Here is a 13591-nt window from a genome sequence, read left to right as displayed (position 1 = left end):
AAATGTTAAAAATTAACATAATTATTAACTAATTATAGTTAAATTAGTCGTTCTATTTTAAATTTTTAACACTTATGAGAAAAAAAATACTTGGTTTACTAACTTTAGTTTTGGTTGCTTCTGTTGGTATAGTTTCATTATCTAATAGAAATGAAGCTAATAATGAAGTAGCATCTTTACAAAAGATAAAAAAGAAAAAGAAAACCATAGAAGAGAAAATGCTTTTTGCAAAAGAAAGAGAGTTGTATGAGTTAGGGTTTCAAATCAATCCTATAACTGGTAAAATTCCTTTAGAAGAAAAAGAGCAAGAATACAATACTGCCTATAAATTATTAAATACAAAATCTAAAAGTAGTGCTACAGGTAGAAGTTTTATCTCTAGAGGTCCTTCTAATTTAGGAGGAAGAACAAGAGCTTTAAGAATAGATGTTTCAGATCCAACAGGAAATACAATTATTGCTGGTGGTGTAAGTAGTGGTGTTTTTAGAACTACTGATGGTGGTGCCAATTGGACCAAAGTTTCAAATAACGACGAAATTCATAACGTAACCGCAATTGCACAAGACCCAAGAGTAGATTCTAAAAACATTTGGTATTATGCAACAGGAGAATGGTCTGGAAATAGTGCGTCATTGGGTTCTGCGTATAGAGGTCAAGGTATTTGGAAATCTATAGATGGTGGAATTTCGTGGAATCAAATTGCGATAACTAATTCAGATCACCACGTTTTTGATTCTGATTTTGATTATGTAAATGCCTTAGAAGTGAGTCCTCTTAATGGAGAATTATTTATAGCAGCTACTGGTAAAATTTACAGATATGATGGTACAACCATGAATGTAGAATTAGAGATTCCAGATGATGGTACTGGATGGACAGATGTTAAAATTGCAAGTAATGGAAGAGTATTTGCAGCTGTAGAAGGAACATCTAAATCTGCAGGAATCACAACCTCTGCAACAGGTAATGGTGCGTGGTCTCTTTTGGCTAGAAACAATAATCCTGCTGGTTGGTCTGCTGCAGGTAGAATCGTTTTAGCTGTTGCCCCAAGTAACGATAATATTCTTTATGCTTTATACGAAAACGGAAAAAGATCTGATGGTGCATCTGATACTTATGAAATAGAAGCAGATCTTTGGAAATACGATTTATCTACTTCTACTTGGACAAATTATTCAGATAAATTACCAGACGAAACTGGTGGAGATTCAGAAGGTAATGATCCTTTCGCTATTCAAGGTGGTTATGATTTAGTGGTTTCTGTAAAACCAGATGATGAAAATTTTGTTGTAGTTGGGGGTACAAATCCTTATAAAATAGAAAACATAACTACAGATGATATGTTTTTGAGAATAGGTGGTTATATAAATAATTTAAGTTATGGTTTGTATAGTGTTGGTGGTACAGATCATCACCCAGATATACATCAATTAGTTTTCGATCCTCTAAATCCGAATACGCTTTTTAGTGGAACTGATGGAGGTATTCATAAAGCAGATGTTAGAGGTCCTAGTGTAGCTTGGACTAGTTTAAATAATAGTTATCAAACTTACCAATATTATCATGTTGCTATGGATCCTTTAGCTGGACAAGATATAGTGTTGGGTGGTGCACAAGATAATGGAACAACTGTGGGTGGTTTAGATTATGGTAGTACTGAAATTACAGACAAATCTACTATGGTAAGCATGGCTGGTGGAGATGGAGTAGCTGTAGGAATTGGTAGAAATGGTAATGCACTTAGGTATTATTTAGGTTTTCAAAACGGAACAATTTATCAAAGAAAAAGTGGTTTTTTAGAAATAACTCCAGATGATTCTTCTAGTCAATTTGTTACCTATTTTTATTTAGATCCAGACAATAACGAATCTCTATATTATGCAGGGCAATCTAATTTGTATGTTACACATGCTGCAGAAACAATTACAAGCGATACTTGGACCAATGTAGGAACCTTACCAACAAACGAGTTTATAAGAACAATTGCAACTACAAGAGGTACTTACAATGCAGCTACCAGTCATCTGTATATTGGTGGCCAAAGTGGAGGCGTTTTTAGAGTTTCAGATCCTCAAAGTGTTACATCTTTATCTACAGAAGCCGTAAATATTACACCTGCAACTGCTAGTAAAGCGAGTAATACAATTGTGAGTGATATTGCAATACATCCAACAAACCCAGATATTGTATTAGCAGTTTATGCTAACTACGGAATTAACAATATATACTTAACAACAAATGCAACTGCTGCTTCTCCAACTTGGCAGTTGGTAGAAAGAAATTTAGAGAATCATTCTATAAGATCTGCAGCAATTACACAAGTAGGTTCAGAAATTACTTACTTTGTAGGTACAGCAAGAGGTTTATATAGTTCTACAGATCCTACAAGTATAGATTGGGAAATTGAAGGTGCTAATGATTTAGGTTTAGCTGTAATTAGTTCATTAGTTTATCGTCCATCAGATAATAAATTATTAATTGGTACTCATGGAAATGGGATGTACGAAACTACTATAGAAGAAACACTTTCTGTTAATTCTTTTAATGATGATTTAAAACTATCAATATATCCTAACCCTGTTGCAACTAATATTTTCTTAAAGAGCAGTTTAATAGATTCAAATGATGATGTTACTTATGAAATTTATAATATAATTGGTAAATCTGTAACAAAGGGTCAACTTAAAGATGCTCAAATTAATGTAGAAAATTTAAATACAGGAGCTTATATTTTGAATATAAAATCAAAAGATTTAAAGCAGTCTGTTAAATTTATTAAAGAATAGAAATATGATAAAGAAGTTCTATAGCTTTCTTTTAATGTTTATTTTCCTTTTTGGATGTGCTAGTAGTAATATGAAATTAGAAGATAAACCTTTAGTAGAAATTAAAGAAGCCTACTTTTCTAAATATTCATCAGGAATAAAAGGAGGTGGAGCTGGTTTTAATGTTCATATTTCTATAAATGATGAATTACCTCAAGGAGAAACACTTTCTGGAATTTATTTTAAAGAAAAATATGCCAATTTAAAGTTTAATTCGCCTAATGTTTATTCAGCTTTTATCAGAACAAAAAAAGCAGTAGAAACTAATTTAGATGTAAAGAGTAGCTCTAAAAAAGCAGTAGAAACAACTCAACCTGATTTTCCTTTTACATTAAATTCCAATGAAGCTGTTTTGGTGTATGTAAAACAAGAAAAGAAGAAATATTTTAAAATTCAATTAGAAAAGAAAAACGCTGGGATACCTCAGTAATTTCTTTACAAACTCAATAAAAAAAAGTAGCAATTTGCTACTTTTTTTTGTTTAAATAAGTTTCTATAATTTTTGATATGGAATGGATATCCAAAGAATTTAATTTTATCAATTCTTGTATGTTGCCATGTTCAATAAATTGATCTTTAATACCTAGTATTTTTAGTTGATTTTTATAATGATGAGCAGCAGCAAATTCAGTAATTGCAGAACCAAATCCACCTTGTATTACACCTTCTTCTACAGTAATAATTGTTTCGTGTTTTTGAAAAATGGAGTGTAATAAGTTTTCATCCAAAGGTTTTATAAAACGCATATCAAAATGAGAAATACAACCTTTTTTGTTTAGTTTTTCTTCGGATAAAAGAATCGCTTCAGAAACATTTTTTTCAATGGTTCCAACACTTAAAACAGCAATTTTATTGCCTTCTTTTAAACAGGTTCCTTTACCAATTTCTATTTTACAAAAAGGTTGTTGCCATTCTTTTAGAAGTCCATAACCTCTGGGATAACGAATCGCAATCGGATTTTTTAAACCCAATTGAGCCGTATATAAAATATTGCGCAATTCAATTTCGTTTCTTGGTGCAAAGATAATTAGGTTTGGTATACATCTAAGGTAAGCCAAATCAAAAACTCCATGATGTGTAGCACCATCTTCGCCAACCAAACCAGCTCTGTCTAAACAAAAAATTACGGGTAAATTTTGCAAAGCCACGTCATGAATTACTTGATCGTAAGCACGTTGCAAAAAAGTGGAATAAATATTACAAAAAGGTACTAAACCTTGTGTAGCCATTCCTGCAGCCAAAGTAACAGCATGTTGTTCTGCAATACCAACATCAAAAGTTCGGTTAGGAAACTTTTTTAACATTAAGTTTAAAGAACTACCTGTTAGCATTGCAGGTGTAATTGCTACAATTTTATCGTTTTTTTCTGCGAGTTCAATAATGGTTTTGCCAAAAACATCTTGATATTTTGTAAATAAACTAGCTTCTTTTTTTAAACGCTCTCCAGAAATTTTGTCAAATTTACCAGGAGCATGATAGGTTATTTGGTCTTCTTCTGCCTTTTGTAAACCTTTACCTTTGGTAGTGATAATGTGTAAAAATTTTGGGCCTTTTACCCATTTTAATCGTTCTAATTCTGATAATAATTTTGGTAAATTATGACCATCAATAGGTCCAGAATAATTAAAATTTAATGCTTTGATAATATTATTTTGAGCTGCTAATTTTCTGTCGGATTTTACCTTAGTTAAATATTCTTTTAAAGCACCAACAGCAGGATCAATTCCAATAGCATTATCATTTAAAATGATGAGTAAATTTGCTTTAGAAACACCTGCGTGATTCAACGCTTCAAAAGCCATTCCGCTTGCAATAGAAGCATCTCCAATCACAGCAATATGTTGTTTTTCTTTTTCACCTTTTAAGTTCGATGCAATTGCCATTCCTAAAGCTGCAGAAATAGAAGTGGAAGAATGCCCAACACCAAATGCATCAAATTTGCTTTCTTTTCTTGATGGAAAACCAGCAATTCCACCAAATTGTCTATTGGTATGAAAAACGTCTTTTCTTCCCGTTAAAATTTTATGTCCATAGGCTTGATGACCAACATCCCAAACTAATAAATCATTAGGTGTATCAAACAAATAATGCAAAGCAATTGTTAATTCTACAACCCCTAAACTTGCGCCTAAATGTCCTTCTTTGGTAGATACAATATCAATAATAAATTCCCTTAAATTTTTAGCCAATTCAGGTAATTGCTCAGGATTTAATTTTCTTAAATCAGAAGGATTTGATATGTTGTCTAACAAATTTTTCGACATTCTACAAAAATACAATAATCCTTTTTTGTAATATTGATTTTTATTTTCTTTAAATGATGATACAACCTTTTGATGATACTTATTTTATGAAAAAAGCCTATCAAGAAGCAGAAATTGCTTTCGATAAAGGCGAAGTGCCAGTTGGTGCTGTTATTGTTTTAAAGAATCAAATTATTGCAAGAGCGCATAATTTAACAGAAACCTTAAACGATGTAACTGCACACGCAGAAATGCAAGCATTTACAGCAGCTGCTGATTTTTTAGGAGGTAAATATTTAAAAGATTGTATTTTGTATGTAACTTTAGAGCCTTGCCAAATGTGTGCAGGCGCAAGTTATTGGGCGCAAATAGGTAAAATTGTTTATGGTGCTTCTGAGCCAGAAAGAGGTTTTGTAAATTTAAAAACTACCTTGCATCCGAAGACAAAAGTAATAAGTGGAATTTTAGAAAACGAGTGTGCTCAAATTTTAAAACGTTTCTTTATTGAGAAACGAAATTTAAATTAAACGCAAACTGTTAAAATTTTAACAAACTCTTCTTAAAAAATTTGTAGTGTAAATTGTTTTAATCAACTTTAGGGTGAATTCAAATTTAATCAAACACTACAAATGAAAAATTTCATCTTGTTTTTTGTGTTTTTATTGACTGCTTCAATAAGTTTTGCACAAGAAACACCAAAACCCAATTACAGAGCTGCAGCTAAATATTCGCCTAAAAATTTAGCAAAAATGGTACATTCAACGAGTGTAAATCCTCATTGGTTAAAAAAAGGAAACCGTTTTTGGTATTCTTACAAAACATCAGAAGGTTCTAATTATTATTTAGTTGATTTAGACAGAAAAACTAAAAAAACACTTTTTGATAACGTAAAAATGGCAAAATGGTTAACAGAAATAACCAAAGATCCTTACGATGCAAAACATTTGCCACGTTTCAGTTTTAAATTTAACGAAGCAGAAAATGCCATCCGTTTTTATGTAACTTCTACAGAAGAAGTAGAGGTTATAGATGAAAAAAAAGAGGTTAAAAAAGATTCTACATCAACTAAAAAAGGTAAAAAAGCAAAGCCTAAAAAACCTAAAAAGGAAAAGAAAGTTTACCATTTAGAATACAAATTAGGTAGTAATGGTTTAACCATTTTAGATAATAAAAAGAAAGAAAAAGAACCTTGGAAACGTTGGGCAAACATTGCACCAGATAGTTCTATTGTATTATATTCTAAAAATTACAATTTATATTGGATGGACAAAGTAAACTTTAAAAAGTTTATTAAAGATGAAAAAGATACCACAGTTGTAGAAAATCAATGGACAAAAGATGGAGAAGAAAACTATGGTTATGGTAGAGGTGGTAGAGGACAAGATAATGTAGATAAAGAAAAAAAGAAAGATGATAGAAAAGGAGTTTGGGGAACTTGGTCTCACGATTCTAAAAAGTTTGTTTTTCAAAAATCAGACTCTAGACATATTAAAGATTTATGGGTAATTAACTCTACAGGTAAAAAAAGACCAACGTTAGAAACGTATAAATATCACATGCCAGGTGAGCAAGAATATTACAAATCAGAATTATTAATTTTTGATATTCCTACTAAAACACACATTAAAGTTCCTTTAGATACTGTTAAACAGCAAAGTATTTCTGTATTTAGAGCGCCAAGAAAACAATCTGACAGAGATGATGATTTTAAACCAACCTTGCTTTTATCAAAAAAAGGAAAAGTATATTTTAGTGTAATTTCTAGAGACAGAAAAAAGTTAGATATTAATGTTGCTGATATTAATACAGGTGAATATAAAACCTTAATAGAAGAGCGTTTTAATACCTATATAGAATCTAGGCCATTAGTTTTATTTAATAATGAAACAGAAATGTTGCATTGGGCAGAACGTGATGGTTGGGCACATTTTTATTTGTATGATGCCAATGGAAACTTAAAAAATCAGGTTACAGAAGGCGATTATCATGTGTCTAATTTTGAGGGTTTAAACGAAAAAACTAGAACGTTATATTTTTCTGCAAACGGAATAAATAAAGAACAAGATCCTTATTATGCTCATACTTATAGTATCAATTTAAATGGTACAGGATTAAAATCTTTAAATCCTGGTGATTTTACAACAAGAACAAGTATGTCTGATTCTAATCAATACTTTGTTAGTAATTTTTCTAGAGTAAATACTGTACCAAAATCGGAAGTTAGAGATGCTAATGGACGTAAGATAATGGATTTAGAAACCGCGGATTTATCGCAATTATTTGCATCAGGATATAAATTTCCAGAACCTTTTAAAGTAAAAGCAGACGATGGAATTACAGATATTTACGGAGTTATGTACAAACCTTTTGATATGGATTCTACCAAAGTTTATCCGTTGTTAGAATATGTGTATCCTGGCCCACAAACAGAAGCTGTTAACAAATCTTTTTCTTACAGAATGGATAGAGTTGATAGAATGGCGCAAGTTGGTTTTATTGTAATTACGTTAGGAAACAGAGGTGGACATCCAGACAGATCTAAATGGTATCATAATTATGGTTATGGCAATTTGCGTGATTATGGTTTGGCGGATAAAAAATATGTTGCGCAACAATTGGCAAACAAACATAAGTTTATCGATATCGAAAAAGTAGGAATTTACGGTCATTCAGGAGGTGGATTTATGTCTACAGCTGCAATGTTAGTATATCCAGATTTCTTTAAAGCAGCAGTTTCATCAGCAGGAAATCATGATAATAATGTGTATAATTCTTGGTGGAGTGAAACGCATCATGGTGTAAAAGAAGAGATTGATGAGAAAGGAAAAAGTTCTTATAAATATAAGATTGATGTAAATCAATCTTTAGCAAAAAATTTAAAAGGACATTTAATGTTGATTCATGGAGATATGGATAATAACGTAAATCCTGCAGGAACCATAAGAATGGCAAACGAATTAATTAAAGCAAATAAACGTTTTAAATATATGATTATGCCAGGACAAAGACATGGTTTTGGTAATATGACAGAATATTCTTTCTGGTTAAGAGCAGATCATTTTAGTAAATATTTACTGGGAGAAGAAGCTACAGATACTGATATTTTATTCATGAATATGGATAAACCTATGAATAGATAAAAGATTCTAAAGCATAAAAAAACTCCGAATGAAAATTCGGAGTTTTTTTATATATGTAAAAACTTACACTTTTTTAATCACGTTTGTTACAATTCCCCAAATCACAAAATCATTCTCTTCTGTAATGTTTATAATTGGGTAATCAGGATTTTCTGGTTGCAACCAAACTTCATTTTTTTCTACTCGTAAACGTTTTACGGTAAATTCACCATCTAAAAAACAAACCGCAATTTTATTGTTGGCAGGTTCTAAACTTCTGTCAATAACTAACAAATCGTTATCATCTAAACCAGCATCAATCATAGATTGACCTTTTACTTTGGCAAAGAAAGTAGCGTCTTTGTTTTGAATTAATTCATCATCTAAAGAAATTCGAGTTTCTCTAAAATCGTCTGCAGGCGAAGGAAAACCAGCAGAAATGCCAACATCAACCAAAACAGCTCCATTACCAGATGAAGCTTTTGGTGTAAAAAAAGTAAGATTTTTAGTTCCCATCATTAGTAGTTGCAAATTATAACTTTTCTTTTAATAAAAGAACAAAAAAGATGAATGCTATTTTGTGGCTTTTACTGTAAAAACATCATTAATATTTGTTGTAAATTTAGGTGATAATCTTTCTTGACGCATTTTCCAAGTGCGTTTTAAATCTTGATTTCCCAATTTAATTTTGTCTGCTTTAAATTTACGATTTAAATGATCAATGGCAGACATTAAAGGTTTGTGTTTAGGATTTTCGTGCGAAAATAAATTGAGTTGAAAATTATCATTGGGTACTAAACCAGTAACAATTACGCCTGCTCTTTTGTATTTAATTCCGGGTTTAAAAATACTTTTTACAGCTTCAACAGCAGCTTTAGAAATGGTTAATGTAGAATCTGTTGGATATGAAAAAACCACGGTTTTACTTTCTTTGTGTTGTGGTTCATTTTTTTGATGACGATTGCTAGAAAGCTGCACAATTAACATATGACAGCTCGATTCTTGATTACGCAATTTTTCAGCACAACTTGCAGCAAACGTAGAAATACGTTCTTTAAGATTATCGATATCAGAATACGTGTATTCGAAACTGCGAGTGGTAGCAATCATTTTTTTTGATGACACTTCTTCTAACGGAATTTTAGAAATGCCTTGTAAATCTTTTTGCAAACGCCATTCTACAATAGAAAAATTTTTTAAAACCCAATCGCTTGGCAATTGTGTAAAATCATAAGCAGTTGTACAACCTTTGGCTTGTAAACGTTTTTTTAAACGACTACCAATTCCCCAAACATTGCCAATTTTGGTCCATTTTAAAGCTTTAATTCTATTTTCTTCGCAATCAATAACACAAATTCCTTTAGATTGTTTTAGGTTAGAACGTGCAATTTTATTGGCAACTTTACTCAATGCTTTGGTTGGTGCAATTCCTACACAAGTTGGTATGCCTGTCCATTTTAAAACTCTACTTCTAATTTTTGTAGCATATTCTTGTAGATCATAATTGTCAAAACCTTGTAATTGTAAAAAAGATTCGTCAATAGAATACACTTCTATATCTGGAGAAAAATCGGACAGAATATTCATTACTCTTGCACTCATATCTCCATACAAAGGATAATTAGAAGACAAAACCGTAATGTTTTTTTCCTTGCAAAATTGTTCCCATTTAAAAATTGGAGCGCCAAATGGGAGTTCCAATTTCTTAGCTTCATCACTCATAGAAATTACACAACCATCATTATTGCTTAAAATAGCAACAGGTTTGTTTTGCAAGTTTGGGTTAAAAACTCGCTCGCAAGAAGCATAAAAATTATTACAATCTATCAGTGCAAACATGGTATAAAAATACCTAAAAATAGCAGACAAAATTACGTTGTTAATATCTTAATTTGTAAATGAAGCAGAATATTATCAACCTAACTTAAAGACAGATTTTTATAAGCTCTTTTTAATTTCTGAATAACAATTTCGATTTCATTTTCATTTAAATGACCAAATCCGAAGCGAATTGCACAAGTGGTTTTATTCTGATATAAAATAGTTTTGGGTAAAAATAAATTGTTTTTTTCGGCTTCTTCTGCCAATTTAACTAAAGGTATGGTTGGGTTAAACGTTAACCAAATTGCTAAACCACCTTCAGGAGTTTTCCAAGCTGCAATTTTATCAAAATGTTTCAATAATAATTGATTTAAATAATCTCTTCTTTTTTTATAGATAACAATATTTTTTTGCATTAATCTGTAAATTTCTCCTTCATTAATTAATTCTGATAGCATTTGTTGCTGAATTAAATCTCCTTGTTCATCTAGTAAATACAAATAATTTTTAGCTTCTGATATTAAATTTTCTGGTGCAATTACAAATCCGGTTTGAAAACTAGGAAACAAAGATTGTCCTAATTTACCTAAGTAAATAACCATCCCATTTTCATCAGAATTTGTCATTGGTAAAACAGGAGAATTATCAAACTGAAAATCAAAATCAAAATCATCTTCAATAATGGCAAAACCAAATTCTTTAGCCAATTTTAGTAATGCAGTTCTACGTGTTGCGCTTAAGCTAACTGTGGTTGGGTAATCTCTGTGCGCACAAAGATAAACACATCTAATACTGTTTTTTATAAAGTTTTTTCTGATAAATTCAACATCTAAACCATCATCATCTGTAGGAATTGTAATTAGTTGAGCTCCTACTTGCTGAAATATCATATTAGAAGCATAATTGCTTAAATCGCCAACCAAAACAACATCATTTTTTTGAATTAAAAGTTGAGAAACAATGTACAAACTCATTTCTGTACTTCTGGTACTAATTATATTTTTAGGGCCTACATGTAATCCTCTTGTGGCATTTAAATAATTACACAGTTGTGTTTGAAACATAGAGAGTGACGCTTCTTGAGGTCTGTTCCATTTTTGAATTAAAGTTTTACGTTTCATAGCTGCACTATACCATCTTGTAAATTGATTTACAGGATGTAAACGCAAATCTGGTTTGCCATCATTTATAGAATATTTAGCTTCTGTTAGTTGCACAGTAGATGCCAAATGAAACGATTTTTGAAACTCGAAACCAGTAGTTTTGGCTAAATTTTGATGATTGATAAATTCAGTTTTTCGGTTTTTATCAGTGAATTTTACTTTTTTAGTAGATACAAAAGTGCCTTTGTTCGGTTTAATATCTACCCAACCTTGAGAGGCTAACTCATCATAAATAGCGACAGCAGTATTTCTATGAATTTGTAATGTTTTTGCAAGAGCTCTAGTGCCTGGTAATTTTGTTTTTTTTAGAATGATATTCCTTTGAAACAAGTGTACAAATGCTTGCGCAACTTGTATGTAAACAGCTTGTGTTTTAGATTTATCAAAAGTGACGTTTTTCTGAATTATTGATAAAAGTGGACTATCTTTCATTTAAAAACCGGACTATTTTAAGCGGTGATAAAGTTACGATTTTTGCAGTCTATTTAAATCACTATTTATGAAAATTAAAATTACGTTAGTAATTCTTGGATTGTTATCCGTTTTACAAGTAAAAGCACAAGAAAAAGTTATAAAAAGAGATACTTTAAAAGAGGTTGTTATTACATCAACAAGAATAGATTTGCCTTTTAAAGCAAATTCTAGAACTATAAATGTTATTTCATCCGAAGACATTAAAAATAGTGCAGCTACCAATGTTGCAGATGTATTACAGCAAGTTGCAGGTGTAGATATTAGAAGAAGAGGTACTGCTGGTAGCCAAGCAGATTTATACATTAGAGGTGGTGGTTTCGATCAAACTTTATTGTTAATAGATGGTATTAAAATGGATGATTCTCAAACAGGGCATCATACATTAAATGCGGCTTTACCCATAGAAGTTATAGAAAGAATAGAAGTAATAAAAGGACCTGCAGCAAGAGTTTTTGGTCAGAATGCATTTACGGGTGCTATAAATATTGTTACTAAAAAGAAACTGAATAATGTTGCTTCTGTAAATGTAGAAACAGGGTCTTTTGGGCAATTAAATGGTTCTGTAACTGTGGGTAAAGAATTTGAAAACTCATCAATAATAGCACACGTTGGTGCATTAACATCAGATGGTTATAGAGAAAATTCTGATTATAATAATTACAATTATTTCTTAAAAGGAGTTTTTAATAAAAAGAACCAACCTATAGAGGTTTTGGCTACTTTTTTCGATAAAAATTTCGGAGCAGAAAACTTTTATACCACCAACGAAACGTTTCACGAATACGAAGAAACTCAAAATAGTGTAATTGGTGTTTCTACTACTTTTAAATCAGAAAAATTTAAAATTACACCAAGAGTGTATTGGAGAAGAGGTCAGGATATTTTCTTGTTAAGAAGAGACGATCCTAGTTTTTACAGAAACTTGCACATTACCAATAAAGTTGGGATAGAAACAAATGCAGCTTACACATCTAATGCAGGTGTTACTGGTTTTGGAATCGATGTTTCTAGAGTTTCTATTAGCAGTAATAATTTAGGTGATAGAAATAGAACAATGGCTAATTTGTTTTTAGAGCATCGTTTTAGTTTGGCCGATGATAAATTAGACATTACTCCAGGAATTGCAGTTACGTATTTTTCTGATTTTAAATTCCATGCTTTTCCAGGATTAGATTTAGGGTTTCAAATATCAGATAAAGTAAAAGCTTACGGAAACATTGGTTATACGTATAGAATACCAACTTACACAGATTTATTTTATAGTGATCCTGTAACAGTGGGTAACGAAAATTTAGAGCCAGAAGAAGCCTTTGCGCAAGAAATTGGTTTTAAATTTAATGATGCTAAATTCTCTGCTTCAGTTGCTTTCTTTAATAGAGATTCTGATAATTTGATAGATTATGTAAGAGAAAATACGGACAATAGTGCATTTACAGCAACAAATATTACAAAAGTTAATACCAAAGGTTTTGAGCTAGATGCAGGTTATATTTTTAAAATAGGTAGTTATACTCAAACTATTTCTACAAATTATACTTTTTTAGAGGATGATATTTTAGATCAAAATAAAGATTTATCTCGTTATTCTCTAAATACGTTAAGACATCAATTTACAACACGTTTTACAAGTAAATTGTTTAAAAATGTGCGTCAGAATATAATTTACAAACATGCAGAGCGTACAGTTGGTACAAGTTATAATGTTTGGGATGCCTCTATTATTGTTGATGCAAATAAAATTAATTTAACAATTACAGCTAATAATATTTTTAATACAGATTATATAGAATCTGGTTTTGTACCAATGCCACCAAGCAACGTTTTATTTGGATTAAGATACAATTTTTAAGGAATCAAAATTTCTCGTTTTTCACTATAAGCCTTGATAATTTTTTTATCAGGCTTTTTTTTTGATCTATTGTAACAATAATGTTGGTTTATAATAT

9 protein-coding genes are annotated in these 13591 nt (G+C 30.9%); 5 read left to right on the top strand and 4 right to left on the bottom strand.

Annotated elements, in window-relative coordinates; genetic code table 11:
- Window positions 1–74: 74 nt before the first annotated feature.
- Both ACWYN7_RS10615 and ACWYN7_RS10610 read left to right on the top strand, forming a co-directional pair.
- Entirely contained in the window at window positions 75–2786 is a 2712-nt protein-coding gene (locus ACWYN7_RS10615; protein ID WP_462859910.1) for a T9SS type A sorting domain-containing protein, read from the top strand.
- 70 nt (window positions 2787–2856) lie between these two features.
- Window positions 2857–3255 (top strand): hypothetical protein, encoded by a 399-nt coding sequence (locus ACWYN7_RS10610; protein WP_462859909.1) that lies wholly within the window; start codon window positions 2857–2859, stop codon window positions 3253–3255.
- A 37-nt stretch (window positions 3256–3292) separates the two neighbouring features.
- Here the strand turns inward: ACWYN7_RS10610 and dxs are convergent, their stop codons facing one another.
- Entirely contained in the window at window positions 3293–5089 is a 1797-nt protein-coding gene (gene dxs, locus ACWYN7_RS10605) for a 1-deoxy-D-xylulose-5-phosphate synthase (protein WP_462859908.1), read from the bottom strand.
- Between the two features lie 56 nt (window positions 5090–5145).
- Here dxs and ACWYN7_RS10600 point away from each other — a divergent pair, with 56 nt between their 5' ends.
- Window positions 5146–5595 carry a nucleoside deaminase gene (locus ACWYN7_RS10600; RefSeq protein WP_462859907.1) on the top strand — a complete coding sequence of 150 codons (450 nt, stop codon included), beginning with the start codon at window positions 5146–5148 and terminating at the stop codon, window positions 5593–5595.
- A gap of 102 nt (window positions 5596–5697) precedes the next feature.
- Entirely contained in the window at window positions 5698–8208 is a 2511-nt protein-coding gene (locus ACWYN7_RS10595; protein ID WP_462859906.1) for a S9 family peptidase, read from the top strand.
- A 63-nt stretch (window positions 8209–8271) separates the two neighbouring features.
- Here ACWYN7_RS10595 and ACWYN7_RS10590 read toward each other — a convergent pair whose 3' ends face one another.
- From ACWYN7_RS10590 to ACWYN7_RS10580, 3 genes are all read right to left on the bottom strand, one after another.
- The gene (locus ACWYN7_RS10590) at window positions 8272–8706 is read right to left on the bottom strand and encodes a LexA family protein (protein ID WP_462859905.1); all 435 of its coding nucleotides are present in this window, start codon (window positions 8704–8706) and stop codon (window positions 8272–8274) included.
- Between the two features lie 54 nt (window positions 8707–8760).
- The gene (locus ACWYN7_RS10585; protein ID WP_462859904.1) at window positions 8761–10026 is read right to left on the bottom strand and encodes a Y-family DNA polymerase; all 1266 of its coding nucleotides are present in this window, start codon (window positions 10024–10026) and stop codon (window positions 8761–8763) included.
- Between the two features lie 80 nt (window positions 10027–10106).
- The gene (locus tag ACWYN7_RS10580) at window positions 10107–11603 is read right to left on the bottom strand and encodes an aminotransferase-like domain-containing protein (RefSeq protein WP_462859902.1); all 1497 of its coding nucleotides are present in this window, start codon (window positions 11601–11603) and stop codon (window positions 10107–10109) included.
- Between the two features lie 67 nt (window positions 11604–11670).
- Here ACWYN7_RS10580 and ACWYN7_RS10575 point away from each other — a divergent pair, with 67 nt between their 5' ends.
- Window positions 11671–13494: a TonB-dependent receptor plug domain-containing protein gene (locus ACWYN7_RS10575; RefSeq protein WP_462859901.1), complete on the top strand. Its 1824-nt coding sequence runs from the start codon at window positions 11671–11673 to the stop codon at window positions 13492–13494.
- The last annotated feature ends 97 nt before the right edge of the window (window positions 13495–13591 follow it).

The organism is Polaribacter sp. M10 (assembly GCF_054968445.1).
Note: the sequence above shows the minus strand (reverse complement) of the source record. Positions and strands in the feature narration are given on the sequence as shown.

What these genes read in the sequence shown, in the direction of transcription:
- ACWYN7_RS10615 (WP_462859910.1), top strand. Translation starts at nt 75, where the DNA reads ATGAGAAAAAAAATACTTGGTTTACTAACTTTAGTTTTGGTTGCTTCT.
- ACWYN7_RS10610 (WP_462859909.1), top strand. Translation starts at nt 2,857, where the DNA reads ATGAAATTAGAAGATAAACCTTTAGTAGAAATTAAAGAAGCCTACTTT.
- dxs (WP_462859908.1), bottom strand. Translation starts at nt 5,089, where the DNA reads ATGTCGAAAAATTTGTTAGACAACATATCAAATCCTTCTGATTTAAGA.
- ACWYN7_RS10600 (WP_462859907.1), top strand. Translation starts at nt 5,146, where the DNA reads ATGATACAACCTTTTGATGATACTTATTTTATGAAAAAAGCCTATCAA.
- ACWYN7_RS10595 (WP_462859906.1), top strand. Translation starts at nt 5,698, where the DNA reads ATGAAAAATTTCATCTTGTTTTTTGTGTTTTTATTGACTGCTTCAATA.
- ACWYN7_RS10590 (WP_462859905.1), bottom strand. Translation starts at nt 8,706, where the DNA reads ATGATGGGAACTAAAAATCTTACTTTTTTTACACCAAAAGCTTCATCT.
- ACWYN7_RS10585 (WP_462859904.1), bottom strand. Translation starts at nt 10,026, where the DNA reads ATGTTTGCACTGATAGATTGTAATAATTTTTATGCTTCTTGCGAGCGA.
- ACWYN7_RS10580 (WP_462859902.1), bottom strand. Translation starts at nt 11,603, where the DNA reads ATGAAAGATAGTCCACTTTTATCAATAATTCAGAAAAACGTCACTTTT.
- ACWYN7_RS10575 (WP_462859901.1), top strand. Translation starts at nt 11,671, where the DNA reads ATGAAAATTAAAATTACGTTAGTAATTCTTGGATTGTTATCCGTTTTA.